This is a genomic window from Phycicoccus ginsengisoli (genome assembly GCF_054779295.1).
Genome location: NZ_BAAGYN010000009.1, coordinates 155,571 through 173,408, shown reverse-complemented (window position 1 = coordinate 173,408; position 17,838 = coordinate 155,571). Strand labels below are relative to the sequence as shown.

The window sequence follows — 17,838 nt, the reverse complement described above, 5'->3', positions numbered from 1 at the left end:
ACACCGGCACCCCATAGGCTGGCCCAATGGCCACCCTCGACGAGCTCCTGCACGCCGCCGTCCAGGGGGTCGGCGGTGTCGAGCGGCCCGGGCAGGTCGAGATGGCCCATGCCGTGCAGCAGGCCGTCGAGAAGGACGAGCACCTGCTCGTGCAGGCAGGCACGGGCACCGGCAAGTCCCTCGCCTACCTCGTCCCCGCGATCCTGCACGCCCAGGCCACGGGCAAGCCGGCCGTCGTCGCCACGGCGACGCTCGCGCTCCAGGCCCAGATCGTCGACCGCGACATGCCGCGGCTGGCCGACGCGCTGGCCCCGCTGCTGCGTCGCCGGCCGACCTACGGGCTGGTCAAGGGGCGGCGCAACTACCTGTGCGCGCACAAGCTGGAGGGCGGGTTCCCCGACGACGAGGACGGCCTCTTCGACGTGGGCGAGGTCGACCGGGCGGCGTCGCGGCTCGGCCAGGAGGTCGTCCGGCTGCGCGAGTGGGCCGAGGTCACCGAGTCCGGCGACCGCGACGAGCTGGTGCCCGGTGTCTCCGAGCGGGCCTGGCGCCAGGTGTCGGTCAGCGCCCACGAGTGCATGGGCGGCAAGTGCCCGATGATCGCCGAGTGCTTCGTGGAGCGCTCGCGCGAGGCCGCCAAGGAGTGCGACGTCATCGTCACCAACCACTCCTTCATGGCGATCGACAGCTTCGAGGGCCGGCAGATGCTGCCGGAGCACGACCTGCTCGTCGTCGACGAGGGCCACGAGCTCGTCGACCGGGTCACCTCGACGGTCACCGACGAGATCACCGCGAGCTCGGTCGCCGCGGCGGCCAAGCGGGCCTCCCGCCTGGCCGAGTCGACGGAGGCCGTCGACGACGCGGCGGCGTTCCTGCAGGGCGTCCTCGACGAGCTCCCCGAGGGGCGGCTCACCGGCATACCGGACTCCCTCGGCCTCGCGCTCGCGCGGGTGCGCGACACCACCCGTCAGGTGCAGTCCGAGCTCAAGCCGGAGAAGGGCACCGAGCCCGACGGCACTCGCAAGGTCGCGCAGGCGGCGATCGACGAGGTCTTCGAGAACTCGTCGCGGGTCCTGGAGGAGCGCGAGCTCGACGTCGTCTGGGTCAACCGGGACCCGCGCCGCGGCACGGTCCTGCGGGTGGCTCCGATGAGCGTGGCGATGCTGTTGCGCGACAAGGTGTTCGGCGACCGCACCGTCGTCCTGACCTCGGCGACCCTCGAGCTCGGCGGCACCTTCGACGCCGTCGCCGGCACCATGGGGCTGCGTGGGGAGGGGTCGCCCGAGTGGCGTGGGCTCGACGTCGGCAGCCCGTTCGACTACCCCCAGCAGGCGATCGCGTACGTCGCCCAGCACCTGCCCGCCCCGGGGCGCGACGGCCTGGGCGAGGCCGCGATGGACGAGATCGAGGCGCTCGTGCGGGCCGCCGGGGGCCGCACGCTGGGGCTGTTCTCGTCCATGCGCGCCGCGAAGGCCGCCACCGAGGAGATGCGTACGCGCTTCGACGGCGACATCGGGTTCCTCTGCCAGGGTGAGGACCAGGTGACGACCCTGGTGCGCCAGTTCGCCCGCGACCCGCAGACCTGCCTGTTCGGCACGCTCACGCTCTGGCAGGGCGTCGACGTGCCCGGCTCGTCGTGCCAGCTCGTCATCATCGACCGCATCCCGTTCCCACGCCCCGACGACCCGCTCGCCTCGGCGCGCTCGCAGGCCATCGCACGGATGGGGGGCAACGGGTTCATGGCAGTGTCCGCCACGCACGCCGCGCTGCGGCTGGCCCAGGGTGCCGGGCGGCTCATCCGCCGCTCCGACGACCGCGGCGTGGTCGCCTTCCTCGACTCCCGCATGATGACCGCGCGGTATGCCGGGTTCCTCCAGCGCTCGCTGCCTCCCTTCTGGCCCACCACCGACCGCGACCGCGTGCTGGCCGCGCTGCGGCGGCTCGACGAGACCGCGCCACCGCCGATCGAGGTGCGCGAACCCGCGCTGCGCGGGGCCACCGGAGCCTTGTCGGGCACGTCGATGGGGCGCGTCGGCGAGGACGCCGCCGAGCACCCGAGGTCCCCGGTCGAGGACCCCCGCCCCGTGGCGGAGGACCCGCCGCCGGCGCCGTCAGCTCGCACCGCCGTGACCGGCGGCCACGCCTGGACCGCCGACGCCGACGAGGAGCTGCGCGACGGCGTCGAGCTCGGACTGTCGGTCGAGGAGCTCGCCGAGAGCCTCGAGCTGCCCGCGGACGTGGTGGCCGCCCGGCTCAAGGGCCTGGGCCTCGACGCCTCGGGCGCCACCACGATGTCCTTCGACTGACTCGACGACAGCGCGCGCCGCTCGCGCTCCGCGCTCGCGATCCCGGCGCGCGATGATCCCGGCGCGCGATACTGGCCGCATGGCTGACTCCTTCTCCCTTCGCGTCGTCGGCGACGGCCCGGTCGCCGACGCCCTCGAGGCCATGACGCCGCCGCTCGGCTGGGACGTCACCGTCACGACCGACGACACGACCGTCCCCGAGGGGCTCGACGCGCTCGTCGTCACGAGCCACCACGACGGGGTCGACGGCCCCGCCATCCGGGCGGCGCTGGCGGCCGGCACGGCATACGTCAGGGCCATGGGCTCGCGGCGCACGCAGGCCCGGCGGCGGGAGTGGCTGCTGGCCCACGGGGTCGACGAGGAGTCGCTGGGCAGGGTCCGCGCACCGATCGGGCTCGACATCGGTGCGGATGCCCCGGCCGAGATCGCGGTGTCGATCCTCGCCGAGGTGGTGGCGTCGAGGGCGGGCCGGACGCAGGTCGGCTCGGTCGCCGACCGGGACGGCGCGATCCACCCCGACCTCGCCCCGGGCACGGCGACCTGTCCCGGCGGCTGACCACCCGTAGGTGCGACCGGTGCTGTCGGCCGGGCGTGGCAGGCTGTGCCCGTGACCGCGACACCCACCCGCAGCGTGCCGCCGCTCGTCCTCATCGCCGGGCCCGAGGGGGTCATTGCCGAGCGCGCCCTGGCGAGCACGCTGGAGGAGCTCAGGGCCTTGGCGCCCGACCTCGAGGTGGTGCGGCTCGCGGCGGCGACGTACGAGGCGGGGTCGATCGGCGTCCACGCCAGCCCCTCCCTGTTCGGTGGGGAGAAGTGCCTCGTCGTGGAGGACCTCGACGAGGCGCCGGACGAGCTGCAGGAGGACCTGCTCGCGTTCCTGGCCGCGCCCGAGCCCGACGTCACGCTCATCGTGACCCACAAGAGCGGCCAGCGGGGCAAGAAGGTGCTGGACACGCTCAAGAAGTCCAAGGCGCGGGTCCTCGAGGCGCCGGCCATCAAGAGCGACCGGGACAAGAGCGAGTTCGCCACGCACGAGTTCCGCCGGGCCGGTCGCAAGGTCACGCCCGACGCGGTCCGCGCCCTCATCGAGGCCGTCGGCAAGGACCTGCGTGAGCTCGCCGCCGCCTGCAGCCAGCTGGTCGCCGACACCACCGGGGTGGTCGACGAGGAGCTGGTGTCCCGCTACCACGGGGGCAAGGTCGAGGCGACGGGCTTCCGCGTGGCCGACGCGGCCGTCGCCGGGCAGGCGGGGGAGGCGCTGCGGCTGCTGCGGCACGCCATCGCCACCGGGGTCGACCCGGTGCCGATCGTCGCGGTCCTGGCGCAGCAGCTGCGCCAGCTGGTCAAGGTGGGCGCAGCCGGGCGGGGGCGGTCGGCCGACGTCGCCCGGGAGCTGGGCATGGCGCCGTGGCAGGTCGACAAGGCCCGGCGTGGGCTGTCCGGGTGGGGGCCCGAGGGGCTCGCGGAGGCCATCCAGGCGGTCGCCCACGCGGACTTCGAGGTCAAGGGCGGCGGCCGCGACCCCGTGTATGCCGTCGAGCGGGCGATCCTGACCATCACCGAGGCGCGCACGGGCCGCTGACGGACCCCTCGCGTCTCGCGGGTCCCGACGCTCGGCGACCGGTTGCCGACCTCGACGGCCCCGTCGCCGTTTTGGGGGAGCGGCGCCCTGACTGGTAGATTTCCTCCTCGCGTGCGCGCCTAGGTCGTGCGCGCACGACAGCTCCACCCAGAGCCGCTCAACCACAGGTGCCCCACGCCTGGTCCCGAGTGGCTTCTGCCGCCCTCTAACGGCAACCCACCGACCAACCAGAAAGAAACACCCTGTGGCAAACATCAAGTCCCAGCTGAAGCGGATCAAGACGAACCGCGTGGCGACCGAGCGCAACAAGGCCGTCAAGAGCGAGCTCAAGACCCACATCCGCAAGTTCCGCGAGGCCGCCGCGTCCGGCGACGCCGCCGCGGCGCAGGACGCGCTCAAGGTCGCGTCCAAGAAGCTCGACAAGGCTGTCAGCAAGGGCGTCATCCACGCCAACCAGGCCGCCAACAAGAAGTCGGCCATGGCGAAGAAGGCCGCGGCCCTCTGAGCCGCTCCTGACGTTCGAAGGGCCGTTCACCTCGCGGTGACCGGCCCTTCGTCGTCCCCGGCACGTTGGGTGACCGGTCAGGTGGCTGACGCCGTTCAGTCGGGGTGACCCCAGTCAGTCGGGGCGACCCGGGGCAGGCGGGGTGACCCCAGGTCAGGCGGGGTGACCCCAGGTCAGGCGGGACCCAGGTCAGGCGGGGTGACCCGTCAGGCGGCGGCGCGGACGGCCGCGGCGACCTGCTCGAAGCGGCCCCGGTCCAGCACGGCTCCCTCACGGCGTACCCCGGCGGGGTCCACCCGCACGATCCGGTCGACCCGCACCTCGCTCGGGCGCCGCTGCCGGTCCCACGCGCCCACGCCGATGTCGACCCAGTGTCGGCCCCACCGGGCCTCGTCGGCGGCGTCGCGGTCGTGGTCCTTGCTGGTCAGCATGAGCCCGAGCAGCCACCTGCCGTCGCGGCCGACGACGAGCACGGGGCGGTCCTTGCCCTGGCTGTGGTCCTCCTCGTAGGGCACCCAGGTCCACACGATCTCGCCCGGGTCCGGCAGGCCGTCGGGACTGGGTGAGTAGGAGATCCGCGGCGTGCCCTCGAAGTCGCCCGGGTACGCCCCGCCGGCTCCCGACCCCGTCCTGGGGGCGGACCTCCTCGTTTGGGCCTGGCCACGCCGGGACACCGCCCGTCCGAGCAGCCGCTGCAGGAGTCCGCGCATGGGCGCACGCTAACCGAGGGGGTGGCAAATGGCTCGTCGTGCCGCCCCGAAGGACCTTTTGCCACCCTCTCGTTGCCACCCCCTCGCCCGCCCGCCCGGCCGGCCCGTGCCGGCACCGGCGCGGCCCCGCCCCGCCACCGGCGCCGCCCCGCCACCGGCGCAGCGGTCGGGATCGCCGCGCGCCGCGGCCTCCTCCCGGTTACCAGCCGCGGCGGTGGCCGAGCCAGGCGAGGAACGTCCGCGCCATCTGCGCCTGGTGCGCCCGCACCGCCGACTGCGCGTCACTGAGATCGGGATGCCCGGCGTGCTCGACCATGAAGCCCACGACCACGGCGAGGAACGCGTCGACCGCGTCGGGGTCGACGCCGGCGAGCAGCGGCGACACGTCCACCATCGCGTCGGCGTCGATCCCGTGGTGCGCCATCAGCGGCAGCAGTCCCACGAAGTCGCACCAGCCCGGCCCACGGCTCACCCAGTTCCAGTCCAGGAACCGGGCCCGACCGGCTGGGGTCAGCAGGATGTTGTCGGGGCGCAGGTCGCCGTGGACCAGCCGGTCGCCGGTCAGTGCACCGGCCGCGGCGTGGCCGAGGTCGGCCAGCTCCCGGAGCCGGCGCCGGTCGAGCGGGGATGGATGGGCGCCCCACGGCAGGGTGCCCGGGGGCCAGGGCCGTGTGCCGGACGCGAGCTCGTCGAGACAGGTGAGCGCGGCCTGGTCACCACCGAGGTCGGCCGCGATGGTGGTGTCGGTGATCCCGGCCACCAGGTCAGGAGGGAGGGTGGCCCACTCGACGCAGGCCTCGTGCACGGCCGCCGCGTCGTCCGGCGTCCACGGCATCCCGGGCAGGCGTCCCTCGATCGCCTCCAGCACGATCACCTCCCACCCTCCCGCGGAACCCGCGCCCAGGAGCCGGGGTGACCCCGCGCGCCCCTCGAGCCGTCGCAGGATCCCGGCCTCGCGGGGGAGGGCGGCGTGGGCGAAGGGGTGGTCCGGGTCCGCCGCCTTGGCGAAGACCCGGCGGCCGTCCGCGAGGTCGAGCACCCCGGCATACGCGCCGGTGAAGCCGCTCGTCACGGCCGGGTGCACCTGCGACACCTCGGCGCCAGCGTGGGCGACCACCTCGTCGCGGACGACTCCCGGCAGGTCGGCGAACTCGGGCCGCCGGGAGGTGTACCGGTAGTCGAGGTCCGCGGCAAGCGGGGCCGGCCCGCCGTCGTCGCCCAACAGCGGACCTCCGTCAGCGCTCCCCACGGCTCGTCCCCCGGCGGCGTACCGCCTCCGCCACCTGCGCGAAGCGGGCAGCGTCCAGCGTGGTGCCCTCGCGCCTGACCTTGCGCGGGTGGACCCGGACCACCCGGTCGACCCGCACCTCGCTCGCTCGCCCCTGCCGGTCCCAGGGCCCGCTGCCGATGGCGACCCAGCTGCGGCGGGAGTAGCCGCGCTGCGCCTCGATGCTGCTCCGGGCCCGGGTCGTCAGCATCAGGCCGAGCAGCCAGCGCCCGTCCCGTCCGATCAGCAGGACCGGGCGGTCCTTGCCCTTGCGGTGGTCCTCCTGGAAGGGCACCCAGGTCCAGACCACCTCGCCGGGGTCGGGGCGCCCGTTCGGCTCGGGCGCGTAGACCATCTCCGGCACTCCGGCGAAGTCGCCCGGGTACGCCCCGACGAGCCGGCGCCACAGCCGCGCCCACCACGACCCGGCGTCGCGGCTCACCCGCGGTTCCGTGGGCGCCACAGGAGGTGGCCGGGGCGGCGGCGGTCGCGCAGGGCGTGCGAGCGCCAGACGAGGACCGGGTGGGAGGCGAGGGCGTTGACCCACCAGACGAAGAAGCCGGTCTCGGTGGTCGCGCGGTCGGCGAGGGCGTTCACGTCGACGGTCCGGTTGAGGTACTTGCCGGCGGCCAGCGTCGCCATGGCTGGGGCGCTGCCCTGCGGCACCATGGCGTACCCGAAGTTGTCGGCGGTGTACTCCTGGCTGCGCGACAGGGTCGAGCCGAGGAACGGGATCCAGGACGCCCCGCTGATCCCGAGCAGCCGCCAGTAGCTCGTGTGGCCAGCCGCGATGTGACCGACCTCGTGGCCGATGATGAACCGCAGGGCGTCGGGGTTGCGCGCCTCGCCACCGATCTCGAACAGGTCGCTGTAGACGAAGACGAACTTGCGGAACCCGTGCCCGGACGCGGCCGCGTTGATCATGCCGTTGCCGAGGATGACGTACGCGTCCGGCAGCTTGGGCAGCCCGTGGTGGGCGGCGGCCTCGACGAGCATCTGGTGGGCCTGCGGGTACTGGGTCGGGGTGATCTTGACGCCGCTGAGCCGCAGCCGGGCGTAGAGCTGGCCGCGCGCGAAGTAGACGATGACCGGCGCCGCGAGGAAGAAGATGGCGTACGGGTCGGGCTGGCGCCGCTCCACGACCGCCGAGGCGACCTCGTACCCCGCCACCGACCACACCAGCACCGAGCCGAGCAGCACCAGGACGAGGCAGAGGTTCTCGAGCGGGTGGCGCAGGTGCGTGCGCACGCCCTTGCGGTACCCCGGCGCGAACAACGGACCCGACTGGCCGGAGGGGCCGCTCGGGCCGACGGGTGGTGCGTACTGGGTCTGCTCGGCCATGGTCCCCTCGATCTGCGCGCGGTCGCCCCCGATCGTATGTCGGGTTGCTCCCCATGCCGTGGACGCCCCGGCGGGCGCGAGGCCGTCACGCCGATGCTGTGGGAATGCGACGCGCAGACCGACCCGTTGCACCTCGCGTGACCGACGCCCCTGCCGCCGTGCCCGTCGTCGACCCGCTCGACCCCGTCGGCCCCCAGGTGCGCCCGGCCCACACGCGACTGGCGCTGCTCGCGCTCGCCGTGGGCGGCTTCGCCATCGGCACCACCGAGTTCGTGACCATGGGCCTGCTGCCGCAGGTGGCGGACGGCGTCGGCATCGACATCCCGACCGCCGGCCATGTCGTCTCGGCGTACGCCGCGGGCGTGGTCGTGGGTGCACCCGTGCTGGCGACCCTCGGCTCGAAGCTGCCGCGCAAGACCCTGCTGCTGTGGCTGATGCTCGGGTTCGCCGTGGCCAACGGGCTGTCGGCGCTGGCGGGCAGCTACGGCCAGCTCATGGTGGCCCGTTTCCTCTCCGGCCTGCCGCACGGCGCCTACTTCGGGGTCGGCTCGCTCGTCGCCGCGTCGCTCGTGCCGACGCAACGCCGCACCTGGGCGGTCTCGATGATGATCGCCGGCCTCACCGTGGCGAACATCGTGGGCGTGCCGCTCACGACCCGCCTGGGCCAGGCCTACGGCTGGCAGTGGCCGTATGCCGCGGTGAGCGTCATCGCGCTGCTCACCGTGCTCGCGGTGTGGCGCTGGGTGCCGTTCTGTCCTGCCGACGGTGGCGTGTCGGTGCGCTCGGAGCTCTCGGCGCTGAAGCGACCACAGGTCTGGCTGGCGCTCGGCATCGGGACCGTCGGCTTCGGTGGCATGTTCGCGACGTTCTCGTACATCGCACCGACCATGACCGAGCTGGGTGGCTTCTCCAGCGCGACGATCCCGCTGATCCTGGCGCTCTACGGAGTCGGCATGACCGCCGGCGCCATGCTGTCCGGGCCGGTGTCGCGGTTCGGGCTGCTGCGGGGGATCACGCTCGCCCTCGTGACGATCGCCGTCATGCTCGCGCTGTTCGGGCCCGCGGTCCAGGCGTCCCAGGGCCTGGCCCTGGTGGCGGTGTTCCTGCTCGGCCTGCTTCCCAGCGTGCTCGTGCCGATGCTCCAGACCCGCCTCATGGACGTCGCCCACGAGGGCCAGGCGCTCGCGGCGGCCCTCAACCACTCGACCCTCAACATCGCCAACGCGCTCGGCGCCTGGCTCGGCTCGATCGTGCTCGCGGCCGGTCTGGGCTACGAGTGGCCGTCGCGGGTCGGCGCCGTCCTCGCCGTCCTCGGCATCGGCATCGCCGTGTGGTCGCTCGCCCTCGACCGTCGCTCCCGGGTTCGGCGCGCGGCCTGAGCCGGGACGCCGAGGTCTGGGACTTCCGCGTCATCCGGCCCGCGAACTGCCGAAGTCCGGGACTTCGGCGTGATCCGGTCCGCGAAGGGCCGAGATCTGGGACTTCGGAGTCTGGGACTTCGGTTGTCGGGGGGTGACGTGGGCACGGGCGGCGCGTCACCGGCATACCGCGGCGCATGGGAGGATGGGCCGATCCGCCTGTCCGACGTCCTCGTGAGGTTCGAAGCACCCGTGTCCCCCCTGGCCCGCACCGCGCTGCAGCCTGCCGCGACGCCGCCGGAGCTGATCCGGAACTTCTGCATCATCGCCCACATCGACCACGGCAAGTCGACGCTGGCCGACCGCATGCTGCAGCTGACCGGCGTCGTCGACGAGCGGGCCATGCGCGCCCAGTACCTCGACCGCATGGACATCGAGCGCGAGCGCGGCATCACGATCAAGAGCCAGGCCGTCCGCATGCCCTGGGAGCTCGACGGCACGACTTACGCGCTCAACATGATCGACACCCCCGGCCACGTCGACTTCACCTACGAGGTGTCCCGGTCGCTGGCGGCGTGCGAGGGCGCGGTGCTGCTCGTCGACGCGGCGCAGGGCATCGAGGCGCAGACCCTGGCGAACCTCTACCTCGCCATGGAGAACGACCTCACGATCATCCCCGTCCTCAACAAGATCGACCTGCCGGCCGCGCAGCCGGAGAAGTATGCCGAGGAGCTGGCCGGCCTCATCGGGTGCGAGCCCGAGGACTGCCTCCAGGTCTCCGGCAAGACCGGCGTGGGGGTCGAGCCGCTGCTCGACGAGATCGTGCGCCAGCTGCCCGCCCCGGTCGGCGTGGCCGACGCCCCGGCGCGCGCCATGATCTTCGACTCGGTCTACGACACCTACCGCGGCGTGGTCACCTACGTCCGCGTCATCGACGGGCACCTGTCGCCGCGCGAGCGGATCCAGATGATGTCGACGCGGGCCACCCACGAGCTGCTCGAGATCGGTGTCATCAGCCCCGAGCCGGTGCCCTCCAAGGGCCTCGGCGTCGGCGAGGTCGGCTACCTCATCACCGGCGTGAAGGACGTGCGCCAGTCCCGCGTCGGCGACACGGTCACGAACCAGTCCAAGCCGGCGACCGACGCGCTCGGCGGGTACCGCGACCCCAAGCCGATGGTCTTCTCCGGGCTGTACCCGATCGACGGGTCGGACTACCCCGCCCTGCGCGAGGCCCTCGACAAGCTCAAGCTCAACGACGCGGCGCTGGTCTACGAGCCGGAGACGTCGGCGGCGCTCGGGTTCGGCTTCCGGATCGGCTTCCTCGGCATGCTGCACCTCGAGATCGTCCGGGAGCGGCTCGAGCGGGAGTTCGACCTCGACCTCATCTCGACGCTGCCCAACGTCGTCTACGACGTCACGATGGACGACGGGAAGAAGATCGAGGTCACCAACCCCAGCGAGTTCCCCTACGGCAAGGTCGCCTCGGTGACCGAGCCGGTGGTGCGGGCCACGATCCTGGCGCCGAGCGAGTTCATCGGCGCGATCATGGAGCTGTGCCAGCAGAAGCGGGGGAGCCTGCGCGGCATGGACTACCTGTCCGAGGAGCGCGTGGAGATGCGCTACACGCTGCCGCTGGCCGAGATCGTCTTCGACTTCTTCGACCAGCTGAAGTCGCGCACCCGCGGGTACGCCTCGCTCGACTACGAGCCCGACGGCGAGCAGGAGGCCGACCTGGTCAAGGTCGACATCCTGCTCCAGGGCGAGACGGTCGACGCGTTCTCGGCGATCGTCCACAAGGATAAGGCCTACGCGTACGGCGTCATGATGGCCAGCAAGCTCAAGGACCTCATCCCGCGCCAGCAGTTCGAGGTGCCGATCCAGGCCGCGATCGGGGCCCGGATCATCGCGCGCGAGAACATCCGCGCGATCCGCAAGGACGTGCTCGCCAAGTGCTACGGCGGTGACATCAGCCGCAAGCGCAAGCTGCTCGAGAAGCAGAAGGCCGGCAAGAAGCGGATGAAGAACATCGGCACCGTCGAGGTCCCGCCGGAGGCCTTCATCGCGGCCCTGTCCAGCGACACCGAGAAGTCCAAGAAGTAGCGCCCCGGCACTGCCCCCGGTGGGCGCTCCTCCTCCCGCAAAACAACGGTTGCTCGGCAACACTCGGGACAACAACCCGCGGTATGCCGCGCAACCGTTGTTCTGCGGGGCTGGTGGTGGGGTGATCTGGGGTTACCGGGCGGTAACATCGGCGGCATGGTCGACACCTACGCGCTCTACCGGCGGCTCGCGGCATACCCGCAGGGCGCCCGGCTCTTCTCGCTCGTCTTCGAGCAGGCGGCGCCCTACTTCCGCTCGGCGCGCCCGCGGTTCGTGAGCCTCGAGCCGAACCGCGCCGTCCTGACGGTCCGCAAGCGCCGCCGGGTGCAGAACCACCTGGGAACCGTCCACGTGATCGCGATCTGCAACGGCCTCGAGGCGGCGATGGGCGCGCTGGCCGAGGCGAGCATCCCGCCCACGCGGCGCTGGATCCCCAAGGGCATGGAGGTTGCCTACACGGCCAAGGCCACCTCCGACATCACCTGCGTCGCCGAGACCGACCCGGCCGACTGGGAGCGGGCGGGCGACACCGAGGTGCCGGTGCGGGTCCGCGGCGTGCGCTCCGACGGCACCACCGTGGTCGAGGGCGTGATCCGCCTCTGGGTCACCGACAAGCCCGGCAGGTCCGGCATGCCGGTGCGTGCGTCGGCCTGAGCGTCAGGCGCGGAGCCGGCCGCGCAGCTGGTCCACCTGGTCCTCGCTCCAGCCGTTCTCGAGCAGCCAGCCGGAGGCGCCGCCGTGCCGTTCGGCGAGCACGGCGAGGATGCGCTGCATGGTCTCCGGGCGCGGGAGGTGGTGGCTCATCGGCTGGTCCCGGAGCACCTCCTCGTATGCCGGCCGCGCCATGAGGCGGGCGACGATCGCCTCGATCCGCTCACCGGTGGCGACGTAGTCGGCGACGACGTCCTCGTCCGAGACGCCCGCCACCGACAGTGCGAGGCCGACCACCGTGCCGGTGCGGTCCTTGCCGGCGGCGCAGTGCACGACCGTCGCGCCGCGACTCTCTGCCACGACCTGCAGCGCGCCGAGCACCGAGTCCGGGCGGTCGGCGAGGTAGCCCAGGTAGTGGCTCGCCCAGTAGTCGTCGTCGCGCCGCGGCGGCTTCGGGCGCTCGGTGCCGGCCGACTTCGACCAGGGCAGGACGAGGGCGTCCTCGGCGCTGACCTCCACCTCGTCGTCGCGGAAGAGCGAGTAGCGGTGGTGCCTGGCCAGCTCGCGGACCTGCAGCGGCCCGGGGCCCTCGATCCGCACCTCGACGTCGCTGCGCAGGTCGACGATGTCGGTCACCCCGACCTCCTCGACGAGGTGCCGGACGTCGGCGTCGGTGAGGTCCTGCAGGTTGTCCGACCGCAGCAGCCGTCCCGCGGCGACCATGCCGCCGTCGGTGGTCGGGAGGCCGCCCACGTCACGCATGTTGACGACGCCGTCGAGGTAGATCCAGCCAGGAGTGCTCACCCAGCGACTCTAGGTGCCCTGGGTGTCGAGCAGGTGGCCGGCACCCGACGCCTCGGCCGCGTCGGCGACCGCGGCCGCGACCACGAGGTCGCTGAGCCCGTTGCCGAGGTTCTGGCAGACGACCCGGGCGCCGGGACGATCGCGCCCGATCAGCTCGCCGGTCCACCCGGTGGGGGACGGGTAGTCCCCCAGCCGCCCGGTCGCCCGGACGGCCTCGAACTGGTCGACGTCGTCGGCGACGAGCACGGCGTCCGTCACCAGCTCCGGGCCGACGGAGGTGGCGTAGTCGAGCGGCAGCAGCAGCGCCTCCGGGGCCACCCAGGACGGGTCCAGGCAGGCGCCCTGCACCCCGATGCTGAGGGCGGTCACCACGACGGCCGCGCCACGGACGGCCTCGGCAGGGTCGTCGGTGGAGCGGAGCCGTACCTCTGGCACCTCACGGGCGGCCCACTGGTGCAGGTCTCGCCGCGCCGCCTCGCGCCGGGCGTAGACCCGCACGTCGGTGTGGCCCAGGGCGGCGAGGACCCTCAGGTGCGACCGCGCCTGCACCCCTGCACCGGTGATGGCCACCATGCTGCCGGCCGGTGCGAGTGCCTGCACGCACGCGCCGGAGACCGCCGCGGTCCGGGCGGCGGTGAGCACCCCGGCCTGCATGACGCACCGGGTCCGCCCGCTGCGTCCGTCGTTGACCACCATCAGGCCGTCAGCGGTCGGCAGCCCGGCGGCCGGGTTGTCCGGGAAGATCGTGATCCACTTGCACCCCAGCAGGTTCCGCGCGGGCCAGGCGGCCGGCATCGCGTTGGCGAAGCTGCCCGGCACCGTGTGGACAGCGGGCTTCGGCGGCACCTCGGCGTCGCCGGACGCACGGGCGACCAGGGCCTCGCGGGCCAGCGCGACAGCCTGGAGCGGTGGTGGCAGGAGGGACGTCACGTCGGCGTCGGTGAGGAAGCGCACCCGCCGAACCTACGCGCGACCGGCCCGGCAGAAGGGCAGCGGCACAAGGGTGAGGGCCTCGGAAAGTATGAGTTTCCGAGGCCCTCTACGACTCGGACCGAGGTCCGGGTCGACGCTCTCACCGAGGTGAGGGCGTACCCCCATGTCTAGTCGCCGGACGTCGGCTCCACAAGGGCTTTCCCGCAGGTCAGGCGGCCTTTCTTCGACGCCCCCGGCGTGTCGTGCAGACACGCCGTACGCCGTGGGACGGCTGTGACTCGGGCCGCTGTCGCGGCTCCGGCAGGGGAGTCGGTGGCCGCTCCGGGCGACCAGGGATCCGTTCCGGACGACCATGCATGCCGCTCCGGACGACGATGGACGAGGGCCGCCTCGGGCCCTGAGACAATGGGCTCCATGCCCAGCGCCCTGCCCGACGGCGACCCCGCGCCGCCCGACGGGCGGCTGCCGGAGGCGTCGCTGGCGACCCTCGCCGAGCGACCGTTCGGCGTCTACCTGCACGTGCCGTTCTGCCGGGTCCGCTGCGGCTACTGCGACTTCAACACCTACACGCTGCTCGAGCTCGGGGCCGACGGCGCCGGCGTCTCGACCTTCGCCGACGCCGCGCTGCGCGAGCTGGCCCTCGCAGGCCGGGTCCTGGGGCCGGACGTACCGCAGGTGCAGACCGTCTTCGTCGGCGGCGGCACCCCGACCATGCTCGCGGCGACCGACCTGGCCCGGATGCTCCACGGCATACGCGAGCAGTGGGGCCTGGCCGACGACGCCGAGGTGACCACGGAGGCCAACCCCGACTCGGTCACCCCCGAGTCCCTCGCCGTGCTCGCCGACGCCGGCTTCACCCGCGTCTCGCTCGGGATGCAGTCCGCGGTGCCGCACGTCCTGCGCACCCTCGACCGCACGCACGACCCCGCCAACGTCGCCCGGGCCGTCGACGCCGCCCGCGCCGCCGGCCTCCAGGTGAGCCTCGACCTCATCTACGGCACGCCGGGGGAGAGCCTCGAGGACTGGCGCACCAGCCTCGAGGCCGTGGTGGCCCTGCAGCCGGACCACGTCTCGGCCTACGCCCTCGTGGTCGAGGAGGGCACCCGGCTCGCCGCCCAGGTGCGCCGTGGCGAGGTCGCGGCCCCCGAGGACGACGACGAGGCGCTGAAGTACGAGCTCGCCGACGAGGTCCTCCCGGCGGCCGGCTACGACTGGTACGAGGTGAGCAACTGGGCCAGCCGCCCGGACGCCCGGTGCCGCCACAACGAGGGCTACTGGGACGACGGCAACTGGTGGGGCATCGGCCCCGGGGCGCACAGCCACGTGGGCGGCGTGCGGTGGTGGAACGTCAAGCACCCCACGGCGTATGCCGGGCGGGTGGCCGACGGCGTCAGCCCGGCCCACGGGCGGGAGACGCTGACGGCCGAGCAGCGCTACGACGAGCGGGTGCTGCTCGGCGTGCGGCTCGTCGACGGGCTGCCGCTGGAGGACCTGCGCGACGAGGGGCGCGCGGCCGTCGCGGGCCTCATCGCCGACGGGCTGGTGGACGGGGCGGCGGCCCTGCGCCGTCGGCGGGTGGTGCTGACGAGGCAGGGCCGCCTGCTGGCCGACACCGTCGTGCGACGGCTCCTCGGCCTGCGTTAGCTCAGGACGCGGATCTGGAACGGGTAGTTGTAGGTCTCGCCGTTGTTGGCTCGAACCGCGCCGAGGATGTGGCAGACGAGTCCGGCGACGGCCGCGACCAACCAGATGATGATCGCCACCGGGATCAGCACGATCGTGAAGAAGCAGATCCAGCCCACGATGAAGGCGGCCCAGATGGCGAGGTTGAAGTTGAACGCCCCCGCCGCTGCCTGACGGGCCAACGGGCTGCGGTCCTTGTAGATCGCCCAGACGATCAGGGGACCGATGATGCTGAGCCAGCCCGCTGACACGACGGCGGCGATGAGGGCGGACAGGTGGGCCAGGATCGCGACGGTCCGCTCCTCGGCGGGGATGTGAGCCGGTTGCGGCTGGTACTGCGGTTGTTGGGTCATTTCTCCTCCGTGGATGGTGCCTGCACCCAGTCAAGCGCATGACGACCGCGGATCGTCCCGGTTTCGGGGTGCGGTCAGGGCAGCGTCAGGGGCGACCCTGAGCGCCGTCCGCCTTCGCTCAGTGCCCGGGCTCGGTCACGAAGTCGATCAGCTGCTCGACGCTGGCCAGCAGGGTCGGCTCGAGGTCGGCGTAGCTGCGGACCGTCCCGAGGATCTGCTTCCACGCCCGGGCGATGTCGGCCTGCTCGTCGTGCGCCCAGCCCAGGTGGGCGCAGATGCCGTGCTTCCACGAGGTGCCGCGGGGGATGACCGGCCACTGCTCGAGACCGAGCCGCTCGGGGCGCACGCTCTGCCACACGTCGACGTACGGGTGGCCCAGGATCCGCACGTGCGCGGCATACGGCCGCAGCCGGCGCGCCTCCTCCACGACCCGGTGCTCCTTGGTCCCTGGCACGAGGTGGTCGACGAGCACACCCATCCGCCTCCCCGGCCCGGGGGAGAAGTCGCGGATCGCCGCGGACAGGTCGTCGACGCCGTCGAGCATCTCGACGACGACGCCCTCGATCCGCAGGTCCTCGCCCCAGACCTTCTCGACGAGCTCGGCGTCGTGGCGGCCCTCGACGAAGATCCGCGACCCGCTCGCCACCTTGGCGCGCGCGCCCTCGACGGCGCGCGACCCCGAGGCGGTGCGTGAGGACGCCTGCTTCGCCGCCGCGAGCTCGGCCCGGGCCGCCGCGGTGGGGGGTGTCAGGACGACGGGGGCGCCGTCGAGCAGGAAGCCGGGCCCGAGCGGGAACCCCTTGACCCGGCCGCGCCGGTCCTCGAGGTGCACGACCCGCATACCGCCGGCCTTCTCCACCCGCACGACCGCGCCGCACCAGCCGGTCTCGACGTCCTCGACGACGAGACCCGTCTCGGCTTCCACCTCCGTCCCGCGCCCGCGGGGGGGCTTACGCCAGTCGGTGGAGAGCACGTCGGAGCCATAGCGGTCGGGCACCGGGGAAGGGTATGCCGGGTGCGCCGGCCGGCCACAGGGACGCGCCGGTCGATGCGGCCGCGACGCGCCGGACGACATAGACTTGGCACTCCGAGGGTGTGAGTGCCAACGTGGGGAGCTGCCGCGGACGGCCCCGCCCGCGGCCGAAGTGCCAGCCGAACGACAGGAGCGCCATGAGCGAAGAACGTCGCCTCGCCGTGCTGCGCGCCATCGTCCAGGACTACGTCGAGACGTCCGAGCCGGTCGGGTCCAAGGCGCTGCTCGAGCGCCACCACCTGGGGGTGTCCGCGGCGACGGTCCGCAACGACATGGCCGTGCTCGAGGAGGAGGGGCTGATCGCGGCCCCGCACACCAGCGCCGGCCGGGTGCCGACCGACGCCGGCTACCGCCTCTTCGTCGACCGGCTCAGCTCGGTCAAGCCGATGTCCGCCGCCGAGCGCGCGGCCATCGTCCACTTCCTCGAGGGCGCGCTCGACCTCGACGACGTCGTCGACCGGACCGTGCGCCTGCTCGCCCAGCTGACCCGCCAGGTCGCGGTGATGCAGTACCCGTCGCTGACCCGGTCCTCCGTCCGGCACATCGAGTTCGTGCCGATGGGCGGCCAGCGGCTCATGGTCGTGCTCATCGTCAACACCGGGCGGGTCGAGCAGCGCGTCATCGAGACGGGCGCCGACCTCACCACCCCCGAGGGGGAGGCCACGCTGGGCCTGGTCCGGGCCAAGGTGAACGCCCGCGCCGTGGGGGAGCGGCTCGTCGACGCGTCGGCAGCCCTCTCGTCGCTGCCCGAGGAGTTCGACCCGGCCGACCGCGACCTCGTCCGATCGGTGGTGCAGTCGCTGGAGGACGCCCTCGTCGAGGAGCGCGAGGAGCGGGTCGTGCTCGCCGGCACGGCCAACCTCGCCCGCGTGGGCACGGACTTCCCGCTCACCATCGGGCCGGTCCTCGAGGCGCTCGAGGAGCACGTGATCCTGCTCAAGCTCCTCGGCACCGCCCGGGAGACCTCCGACGCCGTCTCCGTACGGATCGGTCACGAGAACCCGTTCGCCGGGCTGCAGTCCACGTCGGTCGTCTCGACCGAGTACGGCACCGGCGCGGACCTGGTCGCGGGCCTGGGCGTCCTCGGCCCGACCCGGATGGACTACCCCACGACGATGGCCTCCGTGCGGGCGGTCGCCACCTACGTCTCCCGGATCCTGGCGCAGTGAGCGCCGGGCCCACCACCCCCTGCAGGACCGTCACCGTTGCCGG

17 protein-coding genes are annotated in these 17,838 nt (G+C 73.1%); 9 read left to right on the top strand and 8 right to left on the bottom strand.

What is annotated here, in order from left to right; genetic code table 11:
- Positions 1-26 precede the first annotated feature (26 nt).
- The 4 genes from ACYVDO_RS15655 (at position 27) to rpsT (ending at position 4,393) form a co-directional block, all read left to right on the top strand.
- Complete coding sequence (locus ACYVDO_RS15655; RefSeq protein WP_460937560.1) at positions 27-2,306, top strand: ATP-dependent DNA helicase; 2,280 nt, start codon at positions 27-29, stop codon at positions 2,304-2,306.
- Between the two features lie 79 nt (positions 2,307-2,385).
- Positions 2,386-2,862 carry an XdhC family protein gene (locus ACYVDO_RS15650; RefSeq protein WP_460937558.1) on the top strand — a complete coding sequence of 159 codons (477 nt, stop codon included), beginning with the start codon at positions 2,386-2,388 and terminating at the stop codon, positions 2,860-2,862.
- Positions 2,863-2,913: 51 nt separating this feature from the next.
- Positions 2,914-3,888, top strand: a complete 975-nt coding sequence (gene holA / locus ACYVDO_RS15645) for a DNA polymerase III subunit delta (protein WP_460937556.1) — start codon at positions 2,914-2,916, stop codon at positions 3,886-3,888.
- Positions 3,889-4,132: 244 nt separating this feature from the next.
- Positions 4,133-4,393 carry a 30S ribosomal protein S20 gene (gene rpsT / locus ACYVDO_RS15640; RefSeq protein ID WP_460937554.1) on the top strand — a complete coding sequence of 87 codons (261 nt, stop codon included), beginning with the start codon at positions 4,133-4,135 and terminating at the stop codon, positions 4,391-4,393.
- A gap of 206 nt (positions 4,394-4,599) precedes the next feature.
- On the opposite strand, the gene ACYVDO_RS15635 is transcribed toward rpsT, so the two are convergent.
- The 4 genes from ACYVDO_RS15635 to ACYVDO_RS15620 all read right to left on the bottom strand — a co-directional run bounded on the left by ACYVDO_RS15635 (position 4,600) and on the right by ACYVDO_RS15620 (position 7,711).
- The gene (locus ACYVDO_RS15635) at positions 4,600-5,103 is read right to left on the bottom strand and encodes a type II toxin-antitoxin system PemK/MazF family toxin (protein ID WP_460937552.1); all 504 of its coding nucleotides are present in this window, start codon (positions 5,101-5,103) and stop codon (positions 4,600-4,602) included.
- A gap of 199 nt (positions 5,104-5,302) precedes the next feature.
- On the bottom strand, positions 5,303-6,325 hold the full coding sequence (locus ACYVDO_RS15630) for a phosphotransferase family protein (protein WP_460937550.1): 1,023 nt from the start codon (positions 6,323-6,325) through the stop codon (positions 5,303-5,305).
- A 13-nt stretch (positions 6,326-6,338) separates the two neighbouring features.
- Positions 6,339-6,812 (bottom strand): type II toxin-antitoxin system PemK/MazF family toxin, encoded by a 474-nt coding sequence (locus tag ACYVDO_RS15625; RefSeq protein WP_460937548.1) that lies wholly within the window; start codon positions 6,810-6,812, stop codon positions 6,339-6,341.
- Entirely contained in the window at positions 6,809-7,711 is a 903-nt protein-coding gene (locus ACYVDO_RS15620; protein WP_460937546.1) for a M48 family metallopeptidase, read from the bottom strand. The genes ACYVDO_RS15625 and ACYVDO_RS15620 overlap by 4 nt, the downstream gene beginning before the upstream one ends.
- Before the next feature lie 137 nt (positions 7,712-7,848).
- On the opposite strand from ACYVDO_RS15620, the gene ACYVDO_RS15615 reads away from it, so the two are divergent.
- From ACYVDO_RS15615 to ACYVDO_RS15605, 3 genes are all read left to right on the top strand, one after another.
- Positions 7,849-9,090: an MFS transporter gene (locus ACYVDO_RS15615; protein WP_460937544.1), complete on the top strand. Its 1,242-nt coding sequence runs from the start codon at positions 7,849-7,851 to the stop codon at positions 9,088-9,090.
- Positions 9,091-9,330: 240 nt separating this feature from the next.
- Positions 9,331-11,169: a translation elongation factor 4 gene (gene lepA / locus ACYVDO_RS15610; protein WP_460937637.1), complete on the top strand. Its 1,839-nt coding sequence runs from the start codon at positions 9,331-9,333 to the stop codon at positions 11,167-11,169.
- A gap of 156 nt (positions 11,170-11,325) precedes the next feature.
- Entirely contained in the window at positions 11,326-11,823 is a 498-nt protein-coding gene (locus ACYVDO_RS15605) for a hotdog fold domain-containing protein (RefSeq protein ID WP_460937541.1), read from the top strand.
- A gap of 3 nt (positions 11,824-11,826) precedes the next feature.
- On the opposite strand, the gene ACYVDO_RS15600 is transcribed toward ACYVDO_RS15605, so the two are convergent.
- Entirely contained in the window at positions 11,827-12,624 is a 798-nt protein-coding gene (locus ACYVDO_RS15600; protein ID WP_460937539.1) for a tyrosine-protein phosphatase, read from the bottom strand.
- Between the two features lie 9 nt (positions 12,625-12,633).
- On the bottom strand, positions 12,634-13,578 hold the full coding sequence (locus ACYVDO_RS15595; protein WP_460937537.1) for an ornithine cyclodeaminase family protein: 945 nt from the start codon (positions 13,576-13,578) through the stop codon (positions 12,634-12,636).
- Between the two features lie 393 nt (positions 13,579-13,971).
- Between ACYVDO_RS15595 and hemW the strand changes: the two genes are divergently transcribed.
- Positions 13,972-15,201, top strand: coding sequence for a radical SAM family heme chaperone HemW (hemW, locus tag ACYVDO_RS15590; protein WP_460937535.1), 1,230 nt, complete (start codon positions 13,972-13,974; stop codon positions 15,199-15,201).
- Here hemW and ACYVDO_RS15585 read toward each other — a convergent pair.
- Positions 15,198-15,593, bottom strand: a complete 396-nt coding sequence (locus ACYVDO_RS15585; RefSeq protein ID WP_460937533.1) for a DUF4870 domain-containing protein — start codon at positions 15,591-15,593, stop codon at positions 15,198-15,200. The genes hemW and ACYVDO_RS15585 overlap by 4 nt on opposite strands.
- A 118-nt stretch (positions 15,594-15,711) precedes the next feature.
- On the bottom strand, positions 15,712-16,590 hold the full coding sequence (locus ACYVDO_RS15580) for a DUF3097 domain-containing protein (protein ID WP_460937531.1): 879 nt from the start codon (positions 16,588-16,590) through the stop codon (positions 15,712-15,714).
- A gap of 173 nt (positions 16,591-16,763) precedes the next feature.
- On the opposite strand from ACYVDO_RS15580, the gene hrcA reads away from it, so the two are divergent.
- On the top strand, positions 16,764-17,795 hold the full coding sequence (hrcA, locus tag ACYVDO_RS15575) for a heat-inducible transcriptional repressor HrcA (RefSeq protein WP_460937529.1): 1,032 nt from the start codon (positions 16,764-16,766) through the stop codon (positions 17,793-17,795).
- The last annotated feature ends 43 nt before the right edge of the window (positions 17,796-17,838 follow it).

Excerpts from the sequence above, each read along its gene's own strand:
- ACYVDO_RS15585 (WP_460937533.1), bottom strand. The coding sequence starts at position 15,593 with ATGACCCAACAACCGCAGTACCAGCCGCAACCGGCTCACATCCCCGCC.
- hrcA (WP_460937529.1), top strand. The coding sequence starts at position 16,764 with ATGAGCGAAGAACGTCGCCTCGCCGTGCTGCGCGCCATCGTCCAGGAC.
- ACYVDO_RS15620 (WP_460937546.1), bottom strand. The coding sequence starts at position 7,711 with ATGGCCGAGCAGACCCAGTACGCACCACCCGTCGGCCCGAGCGGCCCC.
- ACYVDO_RS15650 (WP_460937558.1), top strand. The coding sequence starts at position 2,386 with ATGGCTGACTCCTTCTCCCTTCGCGTCGTCGGCGACGGCCCGGTCGCC.
- hemW (WP_460937535.1), top strand. The coding sequence starts at position 13,972 with ATGCCCAGCGCCCTGCCCGACGGCGACCCCGCGCCGCCCGACGGGCGG.
- ACYVDO_RS15635 (WP_460937552.1), bottom strand. The coding sequence starts at position 5,103 with ATGCGCGGACTCCTGCAGCGGCTGCTCGGACGGGCGGTGTCCCGGCGT.
- ACYVDO_RS15605 (WP_460937541.1), top strand. The coding sequence starts at position 11,326 with ATGGTCGACACCTACGCGCTCTACCGGCGGCTCGCGGCATACCCGCAG.
- ACYVDO_RS15655 (WP_460937560.1), top strand. The coding sequence starts at position 27 with ATGGCCACCCTCGACGAGCTCCTGCACGCCGCCGTCCAGGGGGTCGGC.